We start from the raw sequence: 26,921 nt of genomic DNA, 5'->3' as shown, positions 1-26,921 counted from the left end.
GATGTACATTTCTCGCCGTGTGTGGAATCGTTGGATACCTAGGTGACCGTGACGGACTCGACGTGGTGCTCAGTGGGCTGCGTCGACTTGAATACCGCGGATATGACTCCGCAGGCGTGGCGATGCCCGTCGAAGGGGCGATCGAGTGGCGCAAACGCGCAGGCAAGATCAGCAACCTTGAGGAGGAGATCGCGGCCCGCCCGCTGCCTCCGACCTCCGTGGCCATCGGCCACACCCGCTGGGCGACGCACGGCGCGCCCACCGACCAGAACTCGCACCCGCACGTCGCGGGCCGCGTCGCGATCGTGCACAACGGCATCATCGAGAATCACGACCAGTTGCGGGCCGAACTCGGCGACGTCGAGTTCGCCTCCGAGACCGACTCCGAGGTCGCGGCCCACCTGATGCTCCGCGAGGTCGAGTCAGGCAAGGGCCTCGTTGACGCGATGCGCGCCGTCGTCGAGAAGCTGGAGGGCGCCTTCACGCTCGTGGCGGTCGACGCTCAGGACCCCGACCGCATCGTCGCCGCCCGCCGCAACTCCCCGCTCGTCGTGGGCGTCGGTGAGAGGGAGTACTTCCTCGCCTCCGACGTCGCCGCGTTCATCGCCTACACCCGCGACGCGATCGAGCTGGGCCAGGACCAGATCGTCGAGCTGACCCGCGACGGCGTCAACGTGACGACCTTCGACGGAGCACCCGCCGAGACCAAGGCCTTCCACGTCGACTGGGACCTTGAGGCCGCGCAGAAGCAGGGCTTCGACTGGTACATGCGCAAGGAGATCTTCGAGCAGCCGAAGGCCGTCTCGGACACGCTGCTCGGCCGCCTCAACGACAAGGGCGAGCTGCAACTCGACGAGCTGCGGATGAGCCCTGAGCTGCTGCGCCGCGTCAACAAGATCGTCATCGTGGCGTGCGGCACGGCCTTCTACGCGGGCCTCGTCGCCAAGTACGCCATCGAGCACTGGACCCGGATCCCGTGCGAGGTCGAGCTCGCCTCCGAGTTCCGCTACCGCGACCCGATCATCGACCCCATGACGCTCGTGGTGACCATCTCGCAGTCCGGCGAGACCGCCGACACCCTGATGGCGATCCGGCACGCCAGGGAGCAGCACGCCAAGGTGATCGCGATCTGCAACACCAACGGTGCGACCATCCCGCGCGAGTCCGACGCCGTCATCTACACCCACGCTGGCCCCGAGATCGGCGTCGCCTCCACGAAGGGGTTCACCACCCAGTTGGTCGCCTGCTACCTGCTCGGGCTGTACCTCGCCCAGGTGCGCGGCATGAAGTACGGCGACGAGATCGCCGCGCTGCTCTCCGAACTGGAGCGGATGCCCGAGGCGATCCAGAAGATGCTCGACGCGAAGTCGACGGTCTACGACCTGGCCGAGGAACTGGTTGACGCGACCTCCGTGCTGTTCCTCGGCCGCCACGTCGGCTACCCGAGCGCGCTCGAGGGGGCGCTGAAGCTCAAGGAACTGGCCTACATCCACGCCGAGGGGTTCGCGGCGGGCGAGCTCAAGCACGGCCCCATCGCCCTGATCTCACAGGATCTCCCGGTGTTCGTGGTCGTCCCGCCCAAGGGCCGCGACCAACTGCGTGACAAGGTGATCTCCAACATCGCAGAGGTGCGCGCCAGGGGCGCCCGCACCATCGTGCTCGCGGAGGCCGACGACGAGGAGGCCCGCGCCGTCACCGACACGCTCATCGAACTGCCGAAGGTCTCGACGCTGCTGCAGCCGATGGTCGCGATCATCCCGCTGCAACTGTTCGCCTGCGAACTGGCAACCGTGAAGGGCCACGACGTCGATCAGCCGCGCAACCTCGCCAAGTCGGTCACCGTCGAGTAGCCGCCCACTGCCCGGAAGCCGCGGCGCCGTCCATCTGGGCGGCGCCGTCGGCCGTTTGGGGGGAAGTCAGCAGGTGGCGGAGGTGAAGCGCGTCAGGTCGATGGCCGCCGTCTGGACGGGTCCGCGGAGGTCGGCGACGCTCAGCAGCAGGGCGCCGTCCTGGAAGCGCGCCCAGCCCCAGCCGTTGTGGTAGCGGTGCGCGACGCCGGTGGCCGCGTTGAAGATGAGGTACTCGTCCTCGCCGTCGCCGTCGGGTCGGGAGACCGAGTAGCTGACAAAGTCGCCGTCGACATCGTCTGAGTCGAGCCAGATCCACTGCTCGGCGCTGTGCAGCAGCACGCCCTCGCCCCAACCTGGCCTCCAGACCCGCAGCGAGTAGGTGTGGTCGGGGTCGCGCGACACGATCGCGAAGGTCTCGCCGTCGGCCGCGATCTCCCAGGCGTCGAGGGCGCCGATCTCGCTGGGCGGCTTCCAGTCCCCGCCTGCGGCCAGTTCGATGCCCGCCAACCACCTTGGCCCGTCACCGCGCCCCGCGTTCCACACGACGGTGTCGTCGTCGAGCAGCACCGGGGAGATGACCGCCCCCGTGACGAGCCTTCGGGTGGTCGAGTTCTGCAGGTCGGTGAGCGTGATCGTGATGTCGTCGGCGGCCGTGCCTGTCGTCCAGACGACGAGCGGGCCGCGGGCGTCGAACAACCCGACCGATGAGGCGATCAGGACCGGAGGGGTCGACGGGGTGCGCATGTTCCAGCCGTAGAGTTGCTGGTCGGCGCCCGCCCAGAGCGTGTCGGCGGTGGTGAACAGCACCCAATCGCCGCTGAGTTGCGGCGTCGAGTTGATCCGGTCGCCGTCCCAGCCGTCCGGATCGGGCGTCTCGAGCGGAGGGCTGACGTACAAGTCGCCCGAGTCCTCGCCGATGTGCCACGACAGCCGGCGGTCGGCATGGGTGATGGTGAGGTCCCCGTGGCGTAGGACCACACCGGCGTCGGGGAGGAAATCCTCGGCGGGCACCGTCAGGTCGACCAGGCACGTCTGCGGGGGCGCGGCGGCGCTCAGCTCCGCCGTCGGAGGCTTGCCAGGCAGATCGACCAGGGGGAACCGGTTCTGGGGCAGCGAGCAACCCGCCAGCGCGATACATGCCACGAGGCACCCGAGCGCCGTTCGGGTCAGTGGGCGGGGCGACGCTGCCATTTTCGACTCCTCGGTCGTCATGCTACGGGCCGCAGGTAACCCGCGGAACGTCGCCCCAGGTCGAGGCCGAGGAGCACCTTATGGCCGCCCTTTCGCGATCGTCAGCGGGTCAATGACCGTCGGAGACGGGGCGCGCTCGGTCGGCGGATCCCGAAGACCGGACCCGCCCGGGGCGATCGGCGGTCACCGGCGAACGGGAGGCGCCGCGACAGTAGGGTGAGGCCATGATCGTGGGCATCGGCACCGACCTCGTCGTGATCGACCGGTTTGAGGAGATGCTGGCGCGCCGCCCGGGCATCGCGCAGCGACTGCTGACGGAGCGCGAGTTGGAACTCTCCGTCGAGTCGCAGGCCGCCCGGTTCTCGGCGAAGGAGGCGCTCGCCAAGGCGCTCGGCTCGCCGGGAGGGATGCGCTGGCTCGATTGCGAGGTCGTCAAGACCGACGACGGGGTGCCCTCGTTCGTGGCGAGCGGAACCGTCCGCGCCAGGATCGAGGAACTGGGGATCGAGCGCATCCACCTCAGCATCAGCCACGACGGCGACTATGCGACGACGATGGTGGTGTGTGAGAAATGAGGCAGATCCTCACCGCGAAGCAACTGCGTGCCGCCGAGCAGCGCGTCTTCGACGCCGAGCCGGACGTCGACCTGATGGGACGGGCCGCTCAGGCGGTCGCCCGGGTCACGGACGCGGTCGTGCCGACGGGGACGGTGCTGGTGGCAGTCGGGCAGGGCAACAACGGGGGAGACGGGCTGTTTGCGGCCGCCCGACTCGCGGCGCATCGCCCGGTGCTCGTCTGGCTGGCCATGGGCTCGGCCCACGAGGCGGGCCTGGAGGCCGCCGTCGTGGCGGGGGCGCAGGAGGTGGACGCCGTCGGCGCGATCAAGGCGCTCGCCGAGTGTTCCGTCGTCGTCGACGCCGTCACGGGTCTCGGGTCGCGCCCGGGCCTTCCCGCCGAGGTCGAGACGTTCGCCGCGGCCTGTCAGGCGCAGGGCGTCCCTGTCGTCGCCGTCGACCTGCCCTCCGGCTTGGGAGCCGACGACGCCAGGGTGCATCCGAGCTTCCAGGCCGACCACACCGTCACGTTCGGTGCCCCGAAGCCCTGCCACGTGCTGAACCCGGCCGCGTCGAGGTGCGGAGTGCTGCACGTCGCCGACATCGGCATCGACGCCGAGCCGACCATGCTGCGGGCGGCGGAGGAGTCAGACATCGCCGCCTGGTGGCCCGTCCCCGGCGCGCGCTCCGACAAGTACTCACGCGGCGTCCTCGTGCTCGACACCGGCTCGGAGAGCTACCCCGGCGCGGCGCTGCTGAGCTGCGCAGGCGCGCTGCACGTTGGCGCAGGCATGGTCCGCTACGCGGGGCGGGCGCCGTCAGGGCTGATCATGTCGCGCTTCCCGAGCGTCGTGATCGGCGACGGTCGCGCCGAGGCGACGGTGCTCGGGTCGGGCTGGGGTGACAGGGACAACGCCGAGTCGCGCGTCGAGTGGGCGAAGCTGCACCAACTTCCCGCAGTCGTGGACGCCGACGCGCTGTACAGCCTGCCCTCTGGTCGCCTGGACGGCTGGCTGCTGACGCCGCACGCGGGCGAACTTGCCCGCATCCTCGGCTGCACCAGGGCACACGTCGAATCGCAGCCGCTGGAGTGCGTTCGCGAGGTCGCCCGGACGACCGGTGCCGCGGTCCTGCTGAAGGGGGCGACGCAGTACGTCGCCGAACTGTCGGGTCGCGTCACGATCGCGGTGCCCGGCCCGGCGTGGACGGCGCGCGCCGGCTCCGGCGACGTCCTGGCGGGCATCTGTGGCGCGCTGCTGGCCTCGGGCCTTCCTGCATGGAAGGCGGGCGTCCTCGGGGCGAGCATCCAGGCGATGACCGCCGCCCGCAACCCGGGGCCATACACGCCCGACGAGCTGTCTGCCCGGATGCCTGCGGTGATCGCGGAGCTCGCCGCCGCGAGGTGAGCCCGGGCGGTTCCTTGAGCATGTTTGGTAACTCGTTTCGCTGTGAACGTTCAAACAGGCGTGGAACGGCAACGAGCAACCAAACATGCTCAAGTCGGCGCCCTCCCCGAGCCCCCTAGCGTCCCGGTCGGGCCGATCCGACCATGCTGGTGACGGTCGGCTCTGCTGGTTCCTTGAGCATGTCTGGTAAGTCGTTTCCGGTATGAACGTTCAAACAGGCTTGGAACGGCAACGAGCAACCAAACATGCTCAAACTCGCGCCCGCACCGAGCGCAGGGGACCCCGAGCGCTGGGCGCCGGGCGGTGACCGGTCAGGCGGCGAACTGCTCCCCGCGCACCGACATCCCGATCGCCTTCCAGTAGTGGCCGATCAGTTCGTCGCAGACGTTGTCCCACGTCCGGGCGAGCACCGAGGCGCGGGCGGCGCGGCCGAAGGCCTGGCGCTTGTGGTCGTCGCCGACCAGGTCCTCGACGCGGGCGCGCATGCCGCGCAGGTCGCCCGGCTCGTACAGCCATCCCGTGCGCGACGGGTCGATCAGGTCGATGGGGCCGCCGCGGCGCGGGGCGATCACCGGCAGGCCGGAGGCCTTCGCCTCCTGGATGGCCTGGCAGAAGGTTTCCATCTCGCCCGGGTGCACGAACAGGTCGAGGCTCGCCATCGCCCGGGGGAGGTCATCGCCGGTCAACTGGCCCAGGAACAGCGCCCCGGGAAGGCTCGACTCCAACTGGCCGCGCAGCGGGCCGTCGCCGATCACGACGAGCCGGGTGCCCGGCACGTCGGCGATCGCAAGCAGGTCCTCGACGCGCTTCTCGGTCGCGAGCCTGCCCATGTAGCCGATCACCTTCTCGCCGTTCGGGGCGAACTGTGAGCGAAGGTCGGGTGAGCGTTTGGCGGGCGTGAACCGCACCGAGTCGACGCCTCGGCCCCACACCCCGACGCGCGGGATCCCCTGGGCGACCAACTGATCGCGGGCGAACGTCGACGGGGCGAAGTTCAGCGTCGCGAGCGAGTGGACCCGGCGCACCTGGTGCCACAGGATCGGCGTCACCTGGGGGAATCCGTAGCGTGCCGCATAGGTCGGCACCTCGGTCTGATAGATGCCGACGATGGGGATGCCCAGCTTCGCCGCGACCGAGGCGGCCTTGTATCCGACGATGAACGGGGCTGCAAGATGTACCACGTCGGGCTGGAAGTTCGTGAGAAGACGTTCAAGCGTTGACGACGTCGTCGTCACGACACGCACCTGGTCGTAGAACGGTAGGCCGATGGAATTGACGGCCTCGACGGGGAAGCCGCAGTACTGGTCGGGGGTCCTGTCGCCGTCCTGCGGAGCGATCACCATCGCCTGGTGTCCGTTCGCCTTCAGATGCTCGAGGATTCTGAGAACCGAGTTGGTGACTCCGTTCAACTGCGGGAGAAAGGACTCCGCAACTATCGCCACTCGCACGCCCCCATGCTACTCCGATCGGCGTAAATGCCGGACCACGCGAAGGACAACACCAGGTGACGCTCACCTGACGGTTCGTTTAATCCGGTCCTATTCGCGTACACTTATACGGCCCGGCCGAGGCGAGCTACGCCCGCGTGACAGATGAACGGGCGCGAACCCGCGACACTTTGCGGGCGGACTCCCAGTGCTAGGACACACAAGCAAGATGAATGCACCACGCCAGAAGGCACGTTGGTCGACAGAGAAGCGCGCGGCGAAGGGCAAGAACCCGTCGCGACGCAAGGGCGGCGGCTTCGACGCCCCCGCAGGCGGCGCGATGAACCGCAAGCAGCGCCGGGCGCTGCAGTTCGGCGACACCCCCAAGACCCAGCCACGCGAAGAGCGTCGCGACAGCGGCTCCAGGGGCCGCGACGACCGGTCCCAGGACCGTCGTGACGACCGGGGCGAGCGCGACGGTGGACGCGGCGACGATCGCCGTGGCCGCGACGACCGCTACTCGAGCCGCGGTCGCGACGACCGGTTCTCGGGTCGTGGCCGCGACGACCGTTTCTCGCGCGACGACCGCGGCCGTGGCCGCGACGATCGCTCCTCCGGGTTCCGCGACGACCGTGGGCGCGATGATCGCTCCTCCGACAGCAGGGGCCGTGACGACCGGTTCTCGGGTGGTCGCGACGACCGCTACTCCAGCAACCGGGGCCGCGATGACCGCTTCCAGGGCCGCCGCGACGACCGTAACTTCGACGACCGCCGCCGTGACGACCGCTTCTCGGGTGGTCGCGACGACCGCTACTCCAGCAACCGGGGCCGCGACGACCGCTACTCGGGTGGCCGCGACGACCGGTACTCGGGCAACCGCGATGACAGGTACAAGCGCGATGACCGGTTCCAGGACCGTCGCGAGGGCGGCGACGACCGCCGCGAGGGCGGCTACCGCCACGAGCGTGGCGAGCGTCGCGCCTCCGACCGTCCCCGCTTCGACACCCGCCGCAACCACGAGCCGCGCGGTCGCGAGGACCGCCGCCGCGACGACCGCAGGGGCAACGACTTCGAGGCGCAGGGCTTCGAGTCCGAGGCCGACCAGATGAGCTGGAGCGCCACGACCGTCGAGGGCGTCCAGGGCGACGTCGCGTCCGGCTTCTTCGAACTGGGTGTCGCCGAGCCGCTGGTGCGCGTCCTCGCCAGCCAGGGCATCACCGAGCCCTTCCCGATCCAGTCGGCCACCATCGGCGACGCGCTCGCCGGCCACGACGTGCTCGGCCGCGGCCGCACCGGCTCCGGCAAGACGCTCGCCTTCGGCCTTCCGCTGCTCACCAGGCTCGCCCAGGGCACCGCCGTCGGCTCGCCGCGCGCCATGATCCTGACGCCGACCCGCGAGTTGGCCCTGCAGATCGCCGACAACCTTTCTCCGCTGGCCGCCGCCGTCGGCATCGACCTGACGCTGATCGCCGGTGGCATGTCCTACGGCCCGCAGTTGCGCGCCTTCGAGCGCGGCGTCGACGTCGTAGTGGCGACCCCCGGTCGCCTGATCGACCTGCTCGAGCAGGGTGCCGCCGACCTCAGCCAGGTCGAGATCACCGTGCTCGACGAGGCCGACCACATGGCCGACCTCGGCTTCATGACCGACGTCCGCACGCTGCTCGACGCCACCGGCGAGGGCCAGAAGCTGCTGTTCTCGGCGACCCTTGACGACGCCGTCGACAAGCTCGTCAGGCAGTACCTGCACGACCCGGTCACCCGCGAGGTCGACTCCGAGAAGGCATCGGTGACCACCATGGTGCACCGCCCGCTGCTCGTGAAGCCGCACCACAAGAACCAGGTCACGGCCGAGATCGCCAACCGCGAGGGTCGCACCGTCCTGTTCGCCCGCACCCAGATGGGCACCGACCGCATCGCCGCCCAGCTCCGCGAGGCGGGTGTGATGGCAGGCGCGCTGCACGGCGGCCTGACGCAGGGCGCCCGCGCCCGCATCCTGACGGCGTTCCGCGAGGGAAGCGTCCCCGTGCTGGTGGCCACCGATGTCGCGGCCCGCGGCATCCACGTCGACGACGTGACGCTCGTGCTGCAGGTCGACCCGCCGCACGACTCGAAGGACTACCTGCACCGCGCCGGCCGCACCGCCCGCGCAGGCCACGAGGGTGTCGTGGCGACCGTCGTGCTTCCGCACCAGCGCAAGCTTGCCCGCCGCCTGCTCGGCCAGGCCGGGGTCGGCGCCGAGCCGATCGACGTCGAGCCGGGCACGCCCGAACTGCGCGACGCGACCGGCGCCCGCCCCACGTCGGGGGTCTCGATCGCCGAAGAGGACTACCAGCGCCTGATCGCCCCGAAGCAGCAGCAGCGCCGCCGTCCCGACGGCCAGCGTGGCCGCGGTGGTTACCGCCCGCAGCGCAGGGGCCCGCGCTACTAAGATCGCGTGCGCTATGGAATCTGCTGAACTCACCGTGCGGGTGGCAACGCCCGCCGACGCCGCCGAACTGCTGCGCGTCATCCGGGAGGCGTTCTCGGCCCGCAGGCCGGTCGACCCGCCCGCCGACGCGCTCTCCGACGAGGTCGCCGACATCGAGCGCGACCTCGTCGAGGGCACGGGCGTCGTGGTGGAGGCAGACGGCAGGATGGTCGCAGGCGTGCTGCTGGAACTCGACGGCGACACCGTCACGCTCCGCAGGGTGTCGGTGGTGCCTGAGGCGGCCGGCCACGGAGTCGCGCGCGACATGATCGCCTCGGCGCTCACCGTCGCGGCCGACCTGGGCGCCCGCCGCGCCAGGCTCGTCGCCAGGACCGAGTTCCCCGAGCTGATCGGCTGGTGGACCGAGCACGGCTTCGAGGTCCTCGAGCCTGCGCCCCACGGGGTGTGGATGGGCCGGGACCTGCCGGTCGTGCTCGACGTGCCAACCGCCGACGACATGCGCGACCTCGGCCGTCGGCTGGCGGGCCTGCTGCGCGCCGGTGACGTGATCGTCGCCACCGGCGACCTCGGCGCAGGCAAGACGACGCTCACGCAGGGCATCGGGGAGGGGCTCGACGTGCAGGGCCCCGTCATCTCGCCCACCTTCGTCATCTCCCGCGTCCACCCGCCCAAGGCTGCTGGTCCTGCGCTGGTGCACGTCGACGCGTACCGGCTCGGCGCCGCCTCCGAACTGGCCGACATCGACCTCGACGCGTCGCTGTCCGACGCCGTCACCCTCATCGAGTGGGGAAGCGGGCTGGCCGAATGGCTGGCTGATGACCGGTTGGAAATCGACATCCTGCGGGGGCAGAGCAGCGACGAGCGCACCGTTTTCCTGACCGGCGTGGGCCCACGCTGGGCCGGGGCGCTGGACGACCTGAGGAGGCAGCCGTGAGGTGGACCCTTGGCATCGACACGAGCCACTACGTCGCCGTCGGGTTGGCACACGGCGGGAAGATCGCCGCGCGCGAGATCGTCGCGGACACCCGCGCCCACGTCGAGGAACTGCTGCCGCTCGTGCTCAAGGCGTGTGACTCCGTCGGCATCGCGCTGACCGACATCGACGAGTTCGCCGTCGGGATGGGCCCAGGCCCGTTCACGGGGCTGCGCGTCGGCGTCGCCACCGCCTGGACCCTCGCCTACGCCGCGGGCCGCACGCCGCACGGCGTCTGCTCCCTCGACGTCGTCGCCCGGCAGTTCGCCGACTTTGGCGCCCCCGAGGCCTTCGTGGTCGCGGCCGACGCGCGCCGCAAGGAGTTGTACTGGCGCAGCTACTCGGCCGACGGCACGCCGCAGGGCGCCCCGCAGGTCAGCGCGCCCGAGGCGCTGCCGAAGCTTCCGGTGGCGGGCGCCGTCCCCGAGGCCTACCGCGGCCTGTTCGACCTGCAGGGCCCCGATGCGCTCGACCCGGGCGTGCTCGCGTCCCAATGGAGCAACCTGGAGGCCGCGGGCGACGAGCCCTACTATCTGCGCCCCGCCGACGCGGCGGTGCCGGGCAAGCCGAAGTCGGCCCTGCCGCGGTTGCGGGCGCGATGATCGTCGAGCCCGCGAAGGTCTCCGACCTCGCCGCCATCCTCGATCTCGAGTCGAGCTTCGACGTGCGCTGGTCCGACGAGTCGTGGCGCCGCGAACTCGAGGGCGACGGGCGGTTCGTGCTGATCGCCCGGCGCGAGTCGGGGGAGACGGTAGGCGTGGCCTGTTTCCAACTGGTCGATGACGTCGCCGACCTGCACCGCATCGTGGTCGCGCCCGATCAGCGTCGCCTCGGCTTCGCCCGCGTGATGCTCGTGTCCGGGCTGCAGTGGGCGATCTGCAAGGGTGCCACCCGGATGTTGCTCGAGGTCGAACACACCAACGAGCCCGCCATCACGCTGTACCGCGGCTACGGCTTCCGTGAGGTCGCCCGCCGCGCCGACTACTACGGCCCCGGGGCCCACGCGCTCGTGCTTGAGCGCTGCCTCGAGGGCGTCGACGCCGACTCCGTCGGCATGTGGGACATGGAGGACATGGATGACTGAGCCGCTGGTTCTCGGACTCGAAAGCTCCTGCGACGAGACGGGCGTCGGCATCGTGCGCGGCCGCACGCTGCTCGCGAACGAGGTCGCCAGTTCCGTCGACCTGCACGTCCGCTTCGGGGGCGTCGTTCCCGAGGTCGCCAGCCGCGCCCACCTGTCCGCGCTGGTGCCTGCCCTCGAGCGCGCCGCGGCGACCGCGGACGTCGACCTCGCCGACCTCGACGCCGTCGCCGTAACGGCCGGTCCCGGCCTGATGGGGGCGCTCGTCGTCGGGATCGCGTCCGCGAAGGCGCTCTCCGCCTATCTCAACAAGCCCCTCTACGGCGTCAACCACCTCGTCGGGCACGTCGCCGTCGACCTGCTCGACCACGGGCCGCTGCCGATGCCGTCGCTCGCGCTGCTCGTCTCGGGCGGCCACACGTCGCTGCTCCACGTCGAGGACATCGCCACCAACATCACCGAGGTCGGCTCGACCATCGACGACGCGGCGGGCGAGGCCTACGACAAGGTGGCCCGCATCCTCGGCCTTCCCTACCCGGGCGGCCCGGTGATCGACAAGGCGGCCACCGACGGCGACCCGACGGCGATCCGCTTCCCACGTGGGCTGACGGCCCGCCACGACATGGAGAAGCACCGCTTCGACTTCTCCTTCTCCGGCCTCAAGACGGCCGTCGCCAGGTGGGTCGAGCAGCGCCGCCTCGACGGCCTGGACGTGCCGGTCAACGACGTCGCGGCAAGCTTCCAGGAGGCCGTCTGCGATGTCCTGACGGCCAAGACGGTCGACGCCGCGCAGCACCTCGGCGTCAACTCGATCCTGATCGGCGGGGGAGTGGCGGCCAACTCCCGGCTCCGCGCGCTGCTCGAGGAGCGCGCAACTGCGGTGGGCATCGAACTGCGCCGCCCGCGCCCCGCGCTCTGCACCGACAACGGCGCCATGATCGCCGCAGTGGCCAGCGAGGCGATCGCCTCCGGCGTCGGTCCTTCCGGGGTCGGATTCTCGGCGAATTCTGGCCTTCCAGTGTCGACGATCGTCGTCTAGCACGACCCCTGGTCGGGCAACAACTCGGTAACGATATGGTGTCAAATCGCCTGAGCCCTTTCGGATTTGAACGTGAACTCGCTAAGGTCCAGAATCACGATGGCCCGTTGAGTGGCCCCTTTCCGTCGGTCTACGACAAGGAGATTCAATGAAGTTCAGGCGAACGAGCGCAGGACTCGGCCTCGTGCTGAGCAGCGCGCTGCTGCTGGGCGCATGCACCAGCCCTGAAACGGACGACACCCCGGCTCCCGGCAACTCGCCCGCCGCGACCCAGAGCCCCACCGGCGGCGGTGGCGGCGAGGCCGCAGGCCCCGCGTCCTGCCTCCAGGACGTCGGCATCACCGAGACCAAGGATGGGGATATCGGCTACACCGGTGGCCCCGGCGACTGGAACGGCTACAACTCGGTCACCTCGAAGACCTACTCGACGTACAACTCGGGCGTTGCCGCCCACATGTTCTCGAGCTTCATCTACTTCGGCACCGATGGCACCATCTGCGACAACACCGAGTTCGGCTCCTACAAGGTGACCTCTGAGGACCCGCTGACCGTCGAGTACACCATCTCCGATAAGGCCGTGTGGTCGGACGGCACCCCCGTCACCATCAACGACTACCTCCTCGACTGGGCCGCCCAGAACCCCGAGTTCCTGGCCCCCGGCTACGCCAACGGCGAGAACCCCGACGCGGCGCCGGTCTTCGACCACGTCTCCTCGTCGTTCGCCGAGTTCGTGCTCGAGGGCCCCGAGGGCGAGGTCGGCTCCAAGACCTTCAAGGTCGTCTACAAGGAGAAGTACCCCGACTTCAAGCTGCTGATCGGCTCCGCCCTTCCGGCACACGTCGCCGCCACGAAGTCCGGCCTCGAGCCCGATGCGCTGGCCAAGGCGATCCTGGATCGCGACGCCGCCACCGTCAAGAAGGTCGCCGAGTTCTGGAACACCGGCTGGATGTTCGAGGGTGGCCAGCTGCCCGACGCCTCCGAGATTCCCTCCTCGGGCCCCTACAAGCTGAAGGAAGGCGGCTGGCAGGCCGGCAACTCCCTCACGCTCGAGGCCAACGACAAGTTCTGGGGCACCCCTGCGGGCACCAAGAACCTGATCTTCCGCTTCATCGAGGACGCGCAGATGGCTCAGGCCCTGCAGAACGGTGAGGTTCAGGTCATCGGCCCGCAGCCCACCGTCGACACCCTCGGTCAGCTTCAGGCCATCGGCGACACCGTCAAGGTCGAGACCTACGACACCCTGACCTGGGAGCACCTGGACTTCAACTTCCGTCCGAACAACGTGTTCTCCGACGGTGAGGGCATGGGCGGCCTCGCCCTTCGCCAGGCGTTCGCCTACTGCGTTCCCCGCCAGGAGATCGTCGACAACCTGATCAAGCCGATCAACGAGAACTCGGTCGTCATGAACGCCCGCGAGGTCTTCCCGTTCCAGGAGCCCAAGTACGACGAGGTCGTCAAGGCTGCCTACAACGGCGAGTACGACAAGGTCGACATCGAGAAGTCCAAGGCCAAGATCGCCGAGTCCGGCGTGAAGACCCCGATCGACGTCCGCATCGGTTACCGCGCTGGCAACCAGCGTCGCGCCGACCAGGTCGCCCAGATCGCGGCCTCCTGCAAGGACGCCGGCTTCAACGTCATCGACTCCAACTCGGCCACCTTCTTCGACAAGGAGATGCCGAACGGTGACTACGAGGTCGCGCTGTTCGCTTGGGCTGGCTCCGGCCAGATCGCCTCGGGCCAGAACATCTACGCCACCAACAAGGCGCAGAACTACGGCGAGTACTCCAACAAGACCGTCGACGAGGCGTGGGGCAAGCTCGCCGCGACGCTCGACGAGAAGGAGCAGACCGAGCAGACCAAGATCATCGAGAAGGAACTGTGGGACACGCTGTTCGGCATCCCGCTGTTCGCTCACCCGGGTCTGTCGGCCGCTGACGCCAAGGTCCAGAACATCCGTCCCACCTCGACGCAGGACCAGATCGTCTGGAACGCGCCGCAGTGGGTGATGAGCTGATCTCTGACTCCATGAGTCAGTGACACGCGTGGGGGCAGGTGGCACGAGCCACCTGCCCCCTCGCGTTTCGGCTCGTCACCTCACCTCACCTGGCGTATGATCGGCCAACGATTGGCCTGCCGCTAGCCGTGGGGCCGTCTTCTGTTATCCGAAGGACCACTAGTGATCAGATACATCGCGAAACGCCTGGGGATCTCCTTGTTGATCCTCGTGCTCGGCTCGCTGTTGATGTTCGTGCTCACGATCAACTCGGGCGACCCGCTCGCCGAGTATCGGGAGTCGAACGCCCCCAACCGCGACAACCTCATCAAGCAGCGCATCGCCCATATGGGCCTCGACAAGCCGTGGTATGAGCGCTACTGGGATTGGCTCAGCGGAGTCGGCAAGTGCTTCACGGGCAGTTGCGACCTCGGTCAGGACATCAAGGGTCGCAACGTCGGCGACCTGGTGCAGCAGGCGGCAGGCTCAACGCTGAGGCTCGTCGTCATCGCCACGATCCTCGCGATCGTGATCGGCATCTCGCTCGGTATCCTCACTGCGATCCGCCAGTACAGCGGCTTCGACTACGCGGTCACCTTCATGGCCTTCGTGTTCTTCTCGCTCCCAGTCTTCTGGGCTGCGGTGCTGCTGAAGCACTACGCGGCCATCGAGTTCAACAACTGGATCGTCAAGGCCCAATTCACACCATTACAAGTCATCGGCATATCGGTCGTGCTGGCGTTCATCCTCGCGGCCGCGGCAGGTGGCTCGTGGAAGCGCCGTCTCGCAAGCTTCGGCATCGCCGCCGCCGTCTTCGCGGGCGCCCTGTTCTACTTCTCTGCCGTGCAGTGGTTCCGGCGCCCGATGCTCGGCATTCCGCTGTACGCGGTGCTCGTGATCGCCGCGGCCGTCATCGTGCTGATGCTGACCTCAGGCCCGCAGAACAAGCGGGTCCGCAACGCGATCGGCGCGACAGCGATTGTCGCCATCGCCGGCTACGCCATCATGCGGGGCTTCCTGATGAAGACCCCATCCACCCCGATGCTGCTGCTGTGCTTCCTCGCGGCCATCCTGCTTGCGGTCGCCTGCGGCCTTGTATTCGGCGGATTCTCCAGGAAGCAGGCGATCACCGCCTCCGTCGCAGTGGGGATCATCGCCTCGGGTGCAGGCATCGCGGACCTGATGCTCAGCAACTGGAACGCCTACCTCAAGCAGATCTCCCGCCCGATCCCCACGATCGGCTCGGTCACCCCGAACTTCGACTCGACGTACTGGGGCCACTTCATCGACGGCGCCACGCACCTGATCCTCCCGACGATCGTGCTGACGCTGATCTCGGTGGCCGGGTACACGCGCTACACCCGAGCCTCGATGCTGGACGTCCTGAACCAGGACTACATCCGCACCGCGCGCTCCAAGGGCGTCTCGGAGCGCAAGGTCATCACGCGCCACGCGTTCCGTAACTCGCTGATCCCGCTCGCCACGATCGTCGCGTTCGACTTCGCGGCGCTGATCGGCGGTGCGGTCATCACGGAGTCCGTGTTCGGCTGGCAGGGCATGGGCAACTTGTTCAAGGTCGGTCTCGACGCGGTGGATCCACCACCCGTGATGGCGTTCTATCTGGTGACAGGAACGGCGGCAGTGCTGATGAACCTGGTAGCGGACATCGCCTACGCCTTCCTCGACCCGCGGATCGCGCGATAGGAGCCGGCCATGAGTGATCCAAATAACACGATGCCCTCCATCGAGCCCGATACCGACAAGATGTTCTCCATCGAGGACGACGTCGAGACCACCAACACGAAGTCGTACTCGCAGGGCCAGTTGGTCCGCAGGCGCTTCGTGCGCCACAAGGCCGCGATGGTGTCGCTGGTCATCCTGATCTTCATCATCCTGCTCGCCCTCACGTCGATCGGCTACGGGCCGATCCCCGGTTGGTGGGGCAAGACGTTCGTCGACACCTACCCGAAGATCGGCAACGGCGAGCCGACCATCACGTTCTGGCCGCCGTCGATCGGTGAGCACCCCTTCGGGCAGGACACCACGGGCAAGGACTACTTCGCGCTCGTGATGCGCGGGGTGCAGCAGTCGCTGCTGATCGCCTTCACCGTCGGCATCATGGCCACCGTCATCGGCACGTCCATCGGCGCTATCGCGGGCTTCTACCGCGGCATCACCGAGGCCTTCCTGATGCGCATGACCGACCTGTTCATCATCATCCCGACGCTCGTGCTCGCTGCGGTGCTCGGCCGGATGACCGGCGGCAACATCGTGATGCTTGCCGTCGTCCTCGCGCTGGTGTCCTGGACGGGTCTCGCCCGCCTGGTGCGTGGCGAGGTGCTGTCGCTGCGCGAACGCGAGTTCGTGATGGCGGCGCGCGCGCTCGGCACGCCTGGCCCGCGCATCATCGTGCGCCACATCCTGCCCAACGCGCTCGGCACCATCGTCGTCAACGCGACGCTGCTGATCTCCGCGGCGATCCTCACCGAGACGGCCCTGTCGTTCCTCGGGTTCGGCGTGAAGGCCCCCGACACGTCGCTCGGCCTGCTCGTGAGCACCTACCAGACGGCGCTGACGGGCCGCCCGTGGCTGTTCTGGATCCCCGGCATGTTCATCCTCGTGTTCTCGCTGTGCATCAACTTCATCGGTGACGGCCTGCGAGACGCGTTCGATCCCCGTCAGCAGATGGACTGAGGTTCCGACATGACTGAACAGAAGATCTTCACCGGGGAACACCCGGCGCTCAAGTTCGACAACCTCGACGTCCAGTTCAAGACCGAGTTCGGCACCGTTCACGCGGTGAAGGGGCTGACCCTCAGCGTCGAGCCCGGCGAGGTCATGGCGCTGGTCGGCGAGTCCGGCTCCGGCAAGTCCGTGACGGCGACCACCGCGCTCGGCCTGCTGCCCAAGACGGCCCGGATCACCGGCGAGACCGTTGTCGACGACAAGGTCGTGGGCGACCTCTCCGGCCGTGAACTGCGCGCCATCCGCGGCCGCCGCGTCGCGATGGTGTTCCAGGAGCCGATGACGGCGCTGAACCCCGTCATCAAGATCGGCGAGCAGCTCACCGAGTCGATGGAGGTGCACGGCGTCGCGTTCGGTCGCGAGGCGTGGGCACGAGCCATCGACCTGCTGGCCGCCGTCGGCATCCCGGCGCCCGAGCGTCGCGTCAGCCAGTTCCCGCACGAGCTTTCCGGCGGCATGCGCCAGCGCGTCGTGATCGCGATGGCGCTGGCCTGCGACCCCGAGGTGATCATCGCCGACGAGCCGACCACGGCCCTCGACGTGACGGTGCAGGCCGACATCCTCGACCTGCTGCGCTCGCTGAAGGACAAGCTCAACACCGGCATCCTGCTGATCACGCACAACATGGGCGTGGTCGCGGACATGGCGGACAACGTCGCCGTGATGTTCAAGGGCAACGTCGTCGAGCGCGGCCCGGTCACCGACGTGCTGCTCAACCCGCAGCACCCGTACACCAAGAAGCTGCTCTCGGCCGTCCCGCACCTCGGTGAGGGGCCGGGCCAGTTCGGAGTTCCGCCGGCGCCGGTCGCGGAGGGCGCCGAGACGGCGCTCGAGGTGCGCGACCTGATCGTCGAGTACAAGCGGGCGGGCAAGAAGCCCTTCCGTGCCGTCGACGATGTCAGCTTCGACGTGAAGCGCGGCGAGATCGTCGGCCTGGTGGGCGAGTCCGGCTCCGGCAAGTCGACCATCGGCCGGGCGCTGCTCGGGCTGATCCCGTCGCACTCGGGGGCGGTCGACGTGCTTGGCGAGGACCTGCTCGCGATGCGGGGCGCGGAGATGAAGGCGTTGCGCAAGCGCATCGGCGTCATCTTCCAGGACCCCGCCGCGTCGCTGAACCCGCGTTTCCCGATCGGCGACGTCATCTCGGAGCCGCTCAGCGTGCACGGGATCGGCACCAAGAAGGAGCGCGAGAACCGCGTCCACGAACTGCTCGAGGCCGTCCAGTTGCCGCGCAGCGCCTACAACAGGTACCCGCACGAGCTCTCCGGCGGCCAGCGTCAGCGCGTCTCCATCGCGCGCGCGTTGGCGCTGCGTCCCGAGATCCTGATCGCCGACGAGCCCACCTCGGCGCTTGACGTGTCCGTGCAGGCGTCGGTGCTGGCGATGTTCACCGAGTTGCAGCGCGACTTCGGGTTCGCGTGTCTGTTCATCTCGCACGACCTGGCAGTCATCGACGCCCTCGCCCACCGCGTGGTCGTCATGCAGTACGGCAAGATCGTCGAGCGGGGCACCCGCGACCAGGTGCTGCTGAACCCCCAGGAGGAGTACACCAAGCGCCTCCTGGCTGCGGCCCCCGTCCCGGACCCGATCGAGCAGAAGACCCGCCGCGAGGAGCGCCACGCGCTGCTCAAGTCGCTCGGCGACACGGTGGTCGAGCTCGACACCCGCGAGTTGGGTCAGTAAGCAGTCCCGAATCGGGCGCCGACGGTCACCGTCGGCGCCCGATTCGTCTGTCTCGATCTTTGAGCGGGGCCGCCGACGGAGTCGTGCGCCGGTCCCCGTTCCCTGAGCAGGGCGACCGACCGAGTCGTGCGCCGGTCCCCGTTCCCTGGGCAGGGCCGCCGACGGAGTCGTGCGCCGGTCCCCGTTCCCTGAGCAGGGCCGCCGACGGAGTCGTGCGCCCGTGTCGAAGGGTCCGATTCCGCCCAGTGGTCTCGGACGTCTCGACAGGCTCGACGAACGGGGGTCGCGGAGGTCGTGCGCCGGTCCGTTCCCTGAGCAGGGATGCCGAGGACGTCGCGTCTGGTCCGTTCCCTGAGCAGGGCCGCCGACGGAGTCGTGCGCCCGTGTCGAAGGGTCCGAAACCGCGCAATGGTCTCGGACGTCTCGACAGGCTCGACGAACGGCGCCACGGCTCGACGAACGGCGCCACGGCTCGACGAACGGCGCCACGGCTCGACGAACGGCCACGGCTCGACGAACGTCCCCCTGACACAGCAGCGGCGATGCGAGGCCGGCCCGTCGCGCTAGGGTGACGCGCATGGGTTTCCGGGACGAGGCGCTGGCCGCGGCGATGCGCGAGCCCGACCCCGGTTCGCTTGCGGCGGGCGAGCGGCTGAGGCGCGACTTCGGCGTCGACGACGCCGCGTGGGCGCTCGGACAGGTCGCCCTGCGCAGAAAGGGCCGGTCCAAGTTCTCCCGCGCCGACGAGATGCTCTTCACCCGCGACGGCCTCGAGCAGGCCAGCCGGCAGGCGGTCGCCCGCTGGCGCGCCGCACGGTTCGTCGCAGCGGGGGTCACGGAGGTCTGGGACCTGGGCTGCGGCATCGGCGCGGACTCGATGGCGTTCGCGGAGGCGGGCCTGCGCGTGGTCGCCGTCGACGCGGATCCCGCGACCGCGGAGGTCGCTGCCCACAACCTGGCGCTCGTCGGCGGGGGAGAGGCCCGCGTTGGTCTCGCGGAGGAGCAGCGCCTTCCCGACGGCGCCGCGGTGTTCCTCGACCCGGCACGCCGCACCGCGCGGGGCCGGACGTGGCAGGTCGCCGACTTCACCCCGCCCTGGGAGTTCGTGCTCGACGCCCTCGCATCGGAGCGGTTCGTGTGCGTCAAGCTGGCCCCCGGAGTCCCGAAGGAGCTGATCCCGCAGGGAGCGCGCTCCGGGTGGGTCAGCGAGCACGGCGACGTGGTGGAGGCAACACTCTGGAACCGGCTGCCCGTCGGTGTCGAGGCCGTGGTGCTGCCGCACGAACTCGAAGGGCCCGCCGAGCGGGACCTGGACGTCGCGCCGGTCGGCGGTTACGTCATCGAGCCGGACGGGGCCGTGATCCGCGCGGGGCTGATCTCAGAGGTCGCGCCCGGCCAGCCCCTGTGGCTGCTCGACCCGCACACGGCCTACCTGAGCTCGGACGAGCCCGTCGACTCGCCGTTCGCGACCACCTTCGCGGTCGACTCGGTGCTGCCCTTCGACGTGCGGGCCGTGCGCCGCTACGTCGCAGAAGGCGGGATCGGGACGCTGGAGATCAAGAAGCGCGCCATCGACGTCGACCCCGCGGCGCTGCGCAGGCAGTTGAGGCCGAAGGGCAAGGCCGCCGCGACGCTGATCCTGGCCCGCACCGTCGAGGGCACCAAGGCGATCTTCGCCCACCGCGTCAGAAGGTAGCGAACACCGCGTTCGCCTGGAAAAGGACCGCAATGATGGCAAGGATGAGCCCGCCGATGGCCATCCGACGACCCCGGTCAAGGACGATCGCGACGATCGACACGGCCATCGCGACGTTCCCGAGGACTTCAGCGATGCTGACCAGGGGCATCCAGATGCTCAGGCCGAGGGGTGGATCGAACCCCATGGCGCCCTCGGCGGCCTGAGCGGCGAGCGAGGCGACCATGGTGACCCCGAAGAGCATCCCCAACGCCGAGACGACGCCGAGGGCAAGGCCGACCGCGCCGAGCGCGCTGGGTAGGGCCTCGCTCACGGCCGCGGGCGGTCGAACCGGTTGCGTCACGATGTCCTCCTGCGGCCGGCTCCGGGGAAGCGCCCCGTGCTGCGACCAGTTAACCGGCTTGACGTCGCCAGGGTGGGGAAGGGTGGCGAACCTGGTCGAAAGGTGTGCCCGCCACTATCGTCGCTGGCATGGCCTTCGCACCCGAACTGACGACGCTCGCCTACGTTACCGACCCGGAGCGCCGTCGGGTGCTGCTCGTGCACCGGATCGCCCGCGACTCGGACGAGCAACTTGGCAAGTACAACGGGCTCGGCGGGAAGGTCGAGAGGGACGAGGACGTCGTCGCCGCGATCCGCAGGGAACTCCGCGAGGAGGCGGGCATCGAGGCCACCGAACTCGAGTTGAGGGGCACCGTCTCCTGGCCTGGGTTCAACGGCAGGGACGTGTTCGGGTTCGTCTTCCTCGTCACAGGCTTCACCGGCGAGATCCCCGAGGCCAACGAGGAGGGCACGCTCGCCTGGCACGACGTCGCCACCATGATGGACCTTCCCATGTGGGACGGTGACCGGCACTTCCTGCCGCTGGTCTTCGACGAGGAGGTGCGCCAGTTCCACGGCGTGATCCCCTACGACGGCGGGAACAGCACCGGCTGGCAGGTAACGTTCCTCTGACAACGTTCGAAGGAGCCCCGCGTGTCCCAGTCGCCACCCGCATTTCCCCGTGTGATCGGTGGCCCACCAGGCTGGAGTTCGCCGTTGTCGACGCTCAGCGACCCGACGGCCGCGCGACCGAAGGCGACGTTGCCCAGCGGGGGCGCTGAACGGCGCCTGGGTCGGCTGGGGTGGAGGGTTCGGGCCGGCCGTCCCCGCGGACCACTGGCCGCTGACCGCGGGGACCGGACGGCCCATGATGCACGTGGCGACCACGGCGCTCCCGCCCGAGGCGGGCATCGGGCACGACGGGGTCGCGATCTTCCAGGGCGACGACGCCCTGACGCTGCACCAGGCGCGCGTCGAGGCGGGCGTCGAGGAGATGGGGCAGCGCGGCTGGATCGTGCGGGATCGGCTCGCCGGCGAGTTCGCGGTGCTGTTCGTGAGCTCCGAGCAGCTCGCAGAGGGCGCCGTCGAGCCGCCCGCCGACGCGCTCGAGCCGCGACAGATCGCCGAGATCGACACCTTCCCGGTGCTGCCGCTGATCGGGTTCGCAGAGCCCGACGACGAGAACCCGGGGATCGCGCCCGGCGACCCGGACAGGGTCTCCCCCTACCGTCCCGTCCGGGACCCGGGCGCCGAGCCCGAGCTGAAGAGCTGGGCTAGGTACCTCTCCCCGAGCCACCTCGGCGGAACCACGAAGGCAACCCCGCCACCCGGCCCGGAGTTCTCGCCCACCTACCTGGAGTTCGAGGAGTTGTTCGGCCTCAGCATCGCTGACGGGGCCCTGCTGATCGACCTCGAGGGCCCGCGCGTCCATGTCGCCTTCCGCACCGGGCTACCCATGCGGCGCCGCTCGGCGGTCGCCTGGTCTGAGGCGAACGGGCACCGGGCCGACGGCTGGGACGACCTGCTGTCGCCGGACGAGGCAGCGTCCTTCCGGGCGCTCACGGCGCGGGTCGAGGCCGAGGCGGCCGCAGAGGCGGCGCGGGTGGCCGCCGAGCGGGCCGAACTGGAGTCGGCCCGCGCGGAGGAGGGCCCCGACGCCGAGACCGCGCGCCCGGCCGCCGAGCGCGCGGGCACCGCCTGGGACCTGGTGTTCGAGGGCGACGACGATGGGTTCGGCGAGTTCGGAAACGGCGACCAGAGCGAGGTCGAGGGGGAACCCGCGGGCTGGATCGGGTCGCCCGGGCCTGGAATCGCGTGGGAGAACTGGCCGCGCTCCGAGCACGCGGGCTTCCCGATGCTGCACGTGTGCACGCTCCGGCTTCCCGAGGAGTACCAGGCGAAGGGGCCCGAGTATCCGGGCATCTCGCTGTTCATGGGGGAGGGGCAGTTCGGCAACCGCAGGCTGGTCGGCGACCCGTCCTCCGACGACCCGTACCTGGCCGACCTGGGTCGCGCGGTCCGGCACCCGATGGCGCTGGTGCGCGAGGACGAGATCGGCGGCCAGTATCAGCTCGTCTGGCTCACCGAGGCGGAGCTGTCGGCTGGTCCGACGGCGCCGCACTCCGACGTGCGCCGTGACGGGTCACCGGAGGACGACAGCGAGGGCGCCAACGCCTGGGACGACGTGGAGCCGCTGCGCCGGGTCTGGCTGGTCGAGCGGGACGACCCGAACGCCGGGGAGGCACCGGTCGAGGCCCGCGGCGGAAGCTACCTGCAGCCGTTCAACACGGTGACGTCCAGGTTCGAGCCGTGGGCCGAGGCGTTGTTCGGTCGCTGCCACCTGGGCGGCACGGCCTTCCCCGTCCAGGGGATGCCCGGCGGCTTGACCCCGACCTACCTGGAGTTGGGAGAGATCTCCGGCCTGAACCTGGGCGGGGGAGGCACGCTGCAGATCGACCTGTCCTCGGAGACCTTCGACTGGGCCTGCGGATAGGGCTCTGCCGGGCGTCCGTCGTTCCGGAGTCTGGGCGAGGGGACGGTCGTTCCCCGAGCCTGTCGAGGGACGATCGTTCCCCGAGCTTGTCGAGGGGTCCGGAAGTGGGCTGGTGACGCCGTTCCCAGAGCTTGTCGAGGGGTCCGAGGGTGGCGCGCCTTGTCGGAGGTTCAGGGCTGTCGTGTGGCCGCAGGGAGGCCGGTGGTTGCGGACGCTTCGACAGGCTCAGCGAACGGTGTTCCCCGAGCTTGTCGAGGGGTCCGAGCGGTTGTTGCGACGCTTCGACGGGCTCAGCGATCGTTCCCCGAGCTTGTCGAGGGGTCCGGAAGTGACGCCTTGCCGGAGCTCTGGAGCTGTCTTGTGGTCGCGGGCTTGGTCGGTGGTTGCGGACGCTTCGACAGGCTCAGCGACCGTTCCCCGAGGTTGTCGAGGGGTCCGAAGGTGGCGCCTTGTCGGAGGCTCAGGGGGTCGACGTCGCCGTGACCGGGCGGCGGACCTCCTCGAACGATCCGCGCCGGGCGGCCCTGCGCAGGATCCGCAGCAGCGGCCGGCCGATCAGCACCAGCGTGACGATCGTCGTCACCGCGCGACCCAGGTTCCAACCCATCGACGTCGCCAGGTTGAACACCGCGAACCGGTGCAGGTTCTCCAGGATCGGGGCGCCCGCCACGTAGCTCGCCTCGGTGCCGAGCCCGAGGTTGAACGGCCAGAACGACAGGTCCACGAGGATGCCGTAGGCGAACCCGGCGACCGCGGCGTAGCAGCTCAGCACCGCGATCTCGACCCAACCCTTCGCCCTCGGCAGCAGCCCGGCACCCAGCCCGACGAACGACGCCGCCAGCAACTGGTACGGCAACCATGGGCCGACGCCGCCGGTCAACAGGGCGGACGTGAACAGGGTGGTGCTGCCGAGCAGGAACCCGAACGTCGGCCCGAACACCCGTCCGCCAAGGATCAGCGGGACGAACACAAACTCGATGCCAGCGGTCCCAGCGCCCAGCGGACGCGCCAGGGCGCCCAGCGCGGAGAGCACCCCGAGCATCGCGAGGCTCTTCACGTCGATGGTGCCCCGGCTCAACTCGGAGACCACGATCCCGAGCAGCACCGGAAGCAGCGCGGCGAACACGAACGGCGACTGCGTGTTGCCGTCCAGGCTGGCCGACGGCACCACGATCAGCGGCCAGCAGAAGGCCAGCGCCCCCGCAAGCGCGGCGAGGCTGAGCATCAGGACCGAGACGAGGTCCGTGCGACCCCTCACGAGACGAGCCCCTGGACCGCGATGGCCTCGCGGACCTCGGCGACCGTCAACACATCGTGCGGGTGGAAGACCTTCGCGACCTGGGGGGAGAAGGCGGGCGACGCGCAGCACACCGTCCGCGTCGGCCCGTCCGCGACGATTTCGCCCTCGGCGAGGATGACGCACCGGTCGGTGGTCAGCGCCGCGAACTCCACGTCGTGGGTGGAGATCACGACGCAGGCGCCCGCGTCGGCGAGCGACCGCACGATGCCGCTCAGCTCGGCCTTCATCCGGTAGTCGAGGCCGCGCGTCGGCTCGTCGAGGCAGATCACCGCCGGGCGGGCGGCCAGTTGGATGGCCAGCACCAGCGCGAGCCGCTGCCCCTCCGACAGATCGCGGGGGTTGCGGTCCTCCGGGAGGTCGGCCCCGAGGTCCGCGAGGATCCGGCGCGTGGTGCCGGGCGCCGCGTCAGACTCGCGGTCGGCCTGCGCCAACTCCTCGCCGACGGTTGGCAGGTACAGCAGGTCGGACGGGGTCTGTGGCACCAGGCTGACGAGCTTGCGCGCCTCCGCGTCAGCGACCGTGCGCGGGTCGGCGCCGTCCACGGTGAGCGTGCCGGTGCTGGCGACCGCGCCCTGCAGCGCCCACAGCAGCGACGACTTGCCGGAGCCGTTGCGGCCCATCAGCGCGACCACGGTTCCCGCGTGCAGGTCGAGGTCGACGCAGACGGCGCGCAGGTCGCCGTAGTGGACTGCCAGCCGCTCGGCCCGGGCGACCGTGGTGAGCCCGTCGGTAAGCCAGGACACCGACGCCTCCGGCAGGTCGGGCAGCGCGACATGCGGCCCCTCGGCGGTGACCTTGCGGCGCGCGTCGCGCACGCTGGTGGCGACGGTTGGCCACCCGAGCGCCTCGGAGAGTTGGGCCAGCGGTGGCTTGACGTCGGACAGGCCGAGGACCTCCGCGGTCGCGCCGAACACGGCCCTCCCGTCGCCTGGCAGCCAGATCGCCGAGTCGGCGGCGTGCATCACGCGCTCCAGGCGGTGCTCGGCGAGCACGACGGTCAGGCCGACGTCGTGCACGAGCGTCGTGATGGCCGCGAGGACGTCCTGCGCCGCGGTCGGGTCAAGGGCCGAGGTGGGCTCGTCCAGGACGAGGACCCGCGGTTGGGCGGCGAGCACCGCGGCGATCGCGACCCGCTGCTGCTGCCCGCCGGAGAGTTCGACGAGCGCGCGGCGACGCAGGTCCGCGATGCCCATCAGGTCGAGGGTCTCCTCGACGCGCTTGCGCATCGTGACCGGGTCGAGGCCGAGTTGTTCCATGCCGTAGGCGATCTCGTCCTCGACGACGTCGGTGACGAAGCCGCTGAGCGGGTTCTGGCCCACGTAGCCGATCAGGTCCGCCAGATCGCGGGGGCGCCTGCCGGTGACGTCGACCCCCGCGACGCGCACCGTGCCTGCCATGCTGGCGCCGGTGGTCATCGGGACGAGCGCGTTGATGGCGCCGAGCAGCGTCGACTTGCCCGTGCCTGTGCGACCGACGATGACGCACAGGTCGGACTCCCGGATCACGCCGGTCACCCCGGACAGGACCGGTGCGGTCGCGTCGGGCTGGGTGATGGTGACCTGGTCGAACTCGATCATCTGCGCACTCTCGGGTCGGGGGTCGCGAAGGCTGGCGCGACGAAGGCGGCCGCGGCGAGGATCGCCAACGGGGGCAGCGTCGGCAACTGCATGGGGATCTGCCTGGCGTTCATCTCGGACGGCGCCCCGTAGGAGGAGATCAGCCACAGCACGACGGCCAGCCCCACGACGCCGCACGCGAGTGTGACGTACTCCGGGGTGCCCCAAGGGGCGGGCCGGTAGCGGGTCACGCCCAGTTGGGTGGCCGAGGCACGCATGCCCCACACCGCGAGGCCGACGGCGACGCTGAGGATCGCGACGGCCAGCCAGGTAGCCGTGCTGAGCCCGAACGGGCCGGGGGTGGTTCCCGGGACGGCGAGCAGCACGTAACTGCCGAGCAACACCCCGAGCAGGGCGGTGAGCAACTGCCAGGTGCCGCGTCGGGGCTCGTCGGCGTCGCGGGTGCGTCCGTAGCCGCGGGCCTCCATCGAGGTGGCCAACTGCAGCGACCCTTCGACGGCGTCCTCGATGACGGGGAGCAGGGTGCCGGGGATCGCCTTGAGGCCTCGGGTGCGACCGCCGCGCAGTCGCTGCCCGCGGCGGACCCGGTGGATCGAGCCGATCAGTTGCGGGACGAGGGCCAGCGCGATGACGACGGCGGTGGAAATGTCACGCAGCGCGGCGGGCACCGACTTCAGTGCAGTGCGGGGGTTCGCGAGCGAGTTCGCGGCGCCGACGCACAACAGCATCACCGCGAGCCGGATCGCGTCGAACAGGGCGAAGGCCAGCCCGTCGAGCGTGACGGGGCCTCCGAGGGTGATGCCCGCGGCCCAGTCGGGAAGGGAGATCGACGGGAGGACGAACAGCACCGTGCCGGTGCGCATCCCGCCGATGGTGATCTGGAAGAACAGGCGCATCGCCACGATGATCTCGGCGAGCATCAGGTAGACCTTCAGGGACCGCGCCCATGGCGCGTCCGGGCGTCGACGCAGCACGACCGTGACGACGGCCGCGGCGATGAGCGCGATCACCAGCGGATTGGTGGTGAGGCTCACCGCCGCGCTCGCGCACAGTGCCCACCCCCACCAGGCCCATGGGTGCACGGACCTGAGGTCGCGCCCGACCGGGTCCTGCGCGGCGGCAGGCCCGGTCGGTGCGACCCGGGGGAGGAGACGGGGCATTGA

21 protein-coding genes are annotated in these 26,921 nt (G+C 69.8%); 15 read left to right on the top strand and 6 right to left on the bottom strand.

Translation table 11 applies throughout. The annotated features are described in order from the left end of the window. Positions 1 to 17 precede the first annotated feature (17 nt). Entirely contained in the window at positions 18 to 1,850 is a 1,833-nt protein-coding gene (gene glmS, locus BW730_RS10115) for a glutamine--fructose-6-phosphate transaminase (isomerizing) (protein WP_077686138.1), read from the top strand. 66 nt (positions 1,851 to 1,916) lie between these two features. Here the strand turns inward: glmS and BW730_RS10110 are convergent, their stop codons facing one another. After that, entirely contained in the window at positions 1,917 to 3,041 is a 1,125-nt protein-coding gene (locus tag BW730_RS10110) for a hypothetical protein (RefSeq protein ID WP_077686137.1), read from the bottom strand. A 224-nt stretch (positions 3,042 to 3,265) separates the two neighbouring features. Here BW730_RS10110 and BW730_RS10105 point away from each other — a divergent pair, with 224 nt between their 5' ends. Together BW730_RS10105 and BW730_RS10100 are read left to right on the top strand one after the other, a co-directional pair. After that, the gene (locus BW730_RS10105; RefSeq protein WP_077686136.1) at positions 3,266 to 3,616 is read left to right on the top strand and encodes a holo-ACP synthase; all 351 of its coding nucleotides are present in this window, start codon (positions 3,266 to 3,268) and stop codon (positions 3,614 to 3,616) included. Then, on the top strand, positions 3,613 to 5,001 hold the full coding sequence (locus tag BW730_RS10100) for an NAD(P)H-hydrate epimerase (protein ID WP_077686135.1): 1,389 nt from the start codon (positions 3,613 to 3,615) through the stop codon (positions 4,999 to 5,001). Before BW730_RS10105 ends, BW730_RS10100 begins: the two co-directional genes overlap by 4 nt. 311 nt (positions 5,002 to 5,312) lie before the next feature. Here BW730_RS10100 and BW730_RS10095 read toward each other — a convergent pair whose 3' ends face one another. Continuing rightward, positions 5,313 to 6,449, bottom strand: coding sequence for a glycosyltransferase family 4 protein (locus tag BW730_RS10095; RefSeq protein ID WP_077686134.1), 1,137 nt, complete (start codon positions 6,447 to 6,449; stop codon positions 5,313 to 5,315). A 208-nt stretch (positions 6,450 to 6,657) separates the two neighbouring features. Here BW730_RS10095 and BW730_RS10090 point away from each other — a divergent pair, with 208 nt between their 5' ends. The 10 genes from BW730_RS10090 (at position 6,658) to BW730_RS10045 (ending at position 20,066) form a co-directional block, all read left to right on the top strand. Next, the gene (locus BW730_RS10090; RefSeq protein ID WP_077686133.1) at positions 6,658 to 8,856 is read left to right on the top strand and encodes a DEAD/DEAH box helicase; all 2,199 of its coding nucleotides are present in this window, start codon (positions 6,658 to 6,660) and stop codon (positions 8,854 to 8,856) included. 13 nt (positions 8,857 to 8,869) lie between these two features. Beyond that, positions 8,870 to 9,790, top strand: a complete 921-nt coding sequence (gene tsaE / locus BW730_RS10085; protein ID WP_077686132.1) for a tRNA (adenosine(37)-N6)-threonylcarbamoyltransferase complex ATPase subunit type 1 TsaE — start codon at positions 8,870 to 8,872, stop codon at positions 9,788 to 9,790. Continuing rightward, a complete protein-coding gene (gene tsaB, locus BW730_RS10080) occupies positions 9,787 to 10,431 on the top strand; it encodes a tRNA (adenosine(37)-N6)-threonylcarbamoyltransferase complex dimerization subunit type 1 TsaB (RefSeq protein WP_077686131.1) in 645 nt (214 codons plus the stop codon). The genes tsaE and tsaB overlap by 4 nt, the downstream gene beginning before the upstream one ends. Beyond that, the gene (locus tag BW730_RS10075; RefSeq protein WP_158522590.1) at positions 10,428 to 10,913 is read left to right on the top strand and encodes a GNAT family N-acetyltransferase; all 486 of its coding nucleotides are present in this window, start codon (positions 10,428 to 10,430) and stop codon (positions 10,911 to 10,913) included. The genes tsaB and BW730_RS10075 overlap by 4 nt, the downstream gene beginning before the upstream one ends. After that, positions 10,906 to 11,949: a tRNA (adenosine(37)-N6)-threonylcarbamoyltransferase complex transferase subunit TsaD gene (tsaD, locus tag BW730_RS10070; RefSeq protein WP_077686129.1), complete on the top strand. Its 1,044-nt coding sequence runs from the start codon at positions 10,906 to 10,908 to the stop codon at positions 11,947 to 11,949. Before BW730_RS10075 ends, tsaD begins: the two co-directional genes overlap by 8 nt. 148 nt (positions 11,950 to 12,097) lie before the next feature. Then, positions 12,098 to 13,963, top strand: coding sequence for an ABC transporter family substrate-binding protein (locus BW730_RS10065; RefSeq protein WP_077686128.1), 1,866 nt, complete (start codon positions 12,098 to 12,100; stop codon positions 13,961 to 13,963). 162 nt (positions 13,964 to 14,125) lie between these two features. After that, on the top strand, positions 14,126 to 15,646 hold the full coding sequence (locus BW730_RS10060; protein ID WP_077686127.1) for an ABC transporter permease: 1,521 nt from the start codon (positions 14,126 to 14,128) through the stop codon (positions 15,644 to 15,646). Positions 15,647 to 15,655: 9 nt separating this feature from the next. Next, positions 15,656 to 16,636 (top strand): ABC transporter permease, encoded by a 981-nt coding sequence (locus BW730_RS10055; RefSeq protein ID WP_077686126.1) that lies wholly within the window; start codon positions 15,656 to 15,658, stop codon positions 16,634 to 16,636. A 9-nt stretch (positions 16,637 to 16,645) separates the two neighbouring features. Continuing rightward, entirely contained in the window at positions 16,646 to 18,370 is a 1,725-nt protein-coding gene (locus BW730_RS10050; RefSeq protein WP_077686125.1) for an ABC transporter ATP-binding protein, read from the top strand. Positions 18,371 to 18,947: 577 nt separating this feature from the next. Beyond that, on the top strand, positions 18,948 to 20,066 hold the full coding sequence (locus BW730_RS10045; protein ID WP_077686124.1) for a class I SAM-dependent methyltransferase: 1,119 nt from the start codon (positions 18,948 to 18,950) through the stop codon (positions 20,064 to 20,066). On the opposite strand, the gene BW730_RS10040 is transcribed toward BW730_RS10045, so the two are convergent. Continuing rightward, positions 20,056 to 20,409, bottom strand: a complete 354-nt coding sequence (locus BW730_RS10040; RefSeq protein WP_145952803.1) for a hypothetical protein — start codon at positions 20,407 to 20,409, stop codon at positions 20,056 to 20,058. The two genes, BW730_RS10045 and BW730_RS10040, sit on opposite strands and share 11 nt — an antisense overlap. A 128-nt stretch (positions 20,410 to 20,537) precedes the next feature. Between BW730_RS10040 and BW730_RS10035 the strand changes: the two genes are divergently transcribed. Together BW730_RS10035 and BW730_RS10030 are read left to right on the top strand one after the other, a co-directional pair. After that, complete coding sequence (locus tag BW730_RS10035) at positions 20,538 to 21,020, top strand: NUDIX hydrolase (RefSeq protein WP_077686122.1); 483 nt, start codon at positions 20,538 to 20,540, stop codon at positions 21,018 to 21,020. Positions 21,021 to 21,255: 235 nt separating this feature from the next. After that, positions 21,256 to 22,881, top strand: coding sequence for a hypothetical protein (locus BW730_RS10030; protein WP_077686121.1), 1,626 nt, complete (start codon positions 21,256 to 21,258; stop codon positions 22,879 to 22,881). 460 nt (positions 22,882 to 23,341) lie between these two features. On the opposite strand, the gene BW730_RS10025 is transcribed toward BW730_RS10030, so the two are convergent. The 3 genes from BW730_RS10025 to BW730_RS10015 are packed head-to-tail and all read right to left on the bottom strand — an operon-like array spanning position 23,342 to position 26,918. After that, complete coding sequence (locus BW730_RS10025) at positions 23,342 to 24,106, bottom strand: ECF transporter S component (RefSeq protein ID WP_077687608.1); 765 nt, start codon at positions 24,104 to 24,106, stop codon at positions 23,342 to 23,344. A 29-nt stretch (positions 24,107 to 24,135) separates the two neighbouring features. Continuing rightward, positions 24,136 to 25,758, bottom strand: coding sequence for an ABC transporter ATP-binding protein (locus BW730_RS10020; RefSeq protein WP_077686120.1), 1,623 nt, complete (start codon positions 25,756 to 25,758; stop codon positions 24,136 to 24,138). Then, positions 25,755 to 26,918 (bottom strand): CbiQ family ECF transporter T component, encoded by a 1,164-nt coding sequence (locus BW730_RS10015; protein ID WP_077686119.1) that lies wholly within the window; start codon positions 26,916 to 26,918, stop codon positions 25,755 to 25,757. Before BW730_RS10015 ends, BW730_RS10020 begins: the two co-directional genes overlap by 4 nt. Positions 26,919 to 26,921 lie beyond the last annotated feature (3 nt).

This window comes from Tessaracoccus aquimaris (genome assembly GCF_001997345.1).
Taxonomy (GTDB): Bacteria; Actinomycetota; Actinomycetes; order Propionibacteriales; family Propionibacteriaceae; genus Arachnia; species Arachnia aquimaris.
The sequence above is the reverse complement of the archived record's forward strand: the minus strand, read 5'-3'. Positions and strand labels throughout refer to the sequence as shown.

Excerpts from the sequence above, each read along its gene's own strand:
- tsaD (WP_077686129.1), top strand. The coding sequence starts at position 10,906 with ATGACTGAGCCGCTGGTTCTCGGACTCGAAAGCTCCTGCGACGAGACG.
- BW730_RS10110 (WP_077686137.1), bottom strand. The coding sequence starts at position 3,041 with ATGGCAGCGTCGCCCCGCCCACTGACCCGAACGGCGCTCGGGTGCCTC.
- BW730_RS10035 (WP_077686122.1), top strand. The coding sequence starts at position 20,538 with ATGGCCTTCGCACCCGAACTGACGACGCTCGCCTACGTTACCGACCCG.
- BW730_RS10045 (WP_077686124.1), top strand. The coding sequence starts at position 18,948 with ATGGGTTTCCGGGACGAGGCGCTGGCCGCGGCGATGCGCGAGCCCGAC.
- BW730_RS10100 (WP_077686135.1), top strand. The coding sequence starts at position 3,613 with ATGAGGCAGATCCTCACCGCGAAGCAACTGCGTGCCGCCGAGCAGCGC.
- BW730_RS10055 (WP_077686126.1), top strand. The coding sequence starts at position 15,656 with ATGAGTGATCCAAATAACACGATGCCCTCCATCGAGCCCGATACCGAC.
- BW730_RS10105 (WP_077686136.1), top strand. The coding sequence starts at position 3,266 with ATGATCGTGGGCATCGGCACCGACCTCGTCGTGATCGACCGGTTTGAG.
- BW730_RS10050 (WP_077686125.1), top strand. The coding sequence starts at position 16,646 with ATGACTGAACAGAAGATCTTCACCGGGGAACACCCGGCGCTCAAGTTC.
- BW730_RS10015 (WP_077686119.1), bottom strand. The coding sequence starts at position 26,918 with ATGCCCCGTCTCCTCCCCCGGGTCGCACCGACCGGGCCTGCCGCCGCG.
- BW730_RS10090 (WP_077686133.1), top strand. The coding sequence starts at position 6,658 with ATGAATGCACCACGCCAGAAGGCACGTTGGTCGACAGAGAAGCGCGCG.
- BW730_RS10075 (WP_158522590.1), top strand. The coding sequence starts at position 10,428 with ATGATCGTCGAGCCCGCGAAGGTCTCCGACCTCGCCGCCATCCTCGAT.
- BW730_RS10065 (WP_077686128.1), top strand. The coding sequence starts at position 12,098 with ATGAAGTTCAGGCGAACGAGCGCAGGACTCGGCCTCGTGCTGAGCAGC.
- BW730_RS10025 (WP_077687608.1), bottom strand. The coding sequence starts at position 24,106 with ATGCTCAGCCTCGCCGCGCTTGCGGGGGCGCTGGCCTTCTGCTGGCCG.
- BW730_RS10030 (WP_077686121.1), top strand. The coding sequence starts at position 21,256 with ATGATGCACGTGGCGACCACGGCGCTCCCGCCCGAGGCGGGCATCGGG.
- BW730_RS10020 (WP_077686120.1), bottom strand. The coding sequence starts at position 25,758 with ATGATCGAGTTCGACCAGGTCACCATCACCCAGCCCGACGCGACCGCA.
- tsaE (WP_077686132.1), top strand. The coding sequence starts at position 8,870 with ATGGAATCTGCTGAACTCACCGTGCGGGTGGCAACGCCCGCCGACGCC.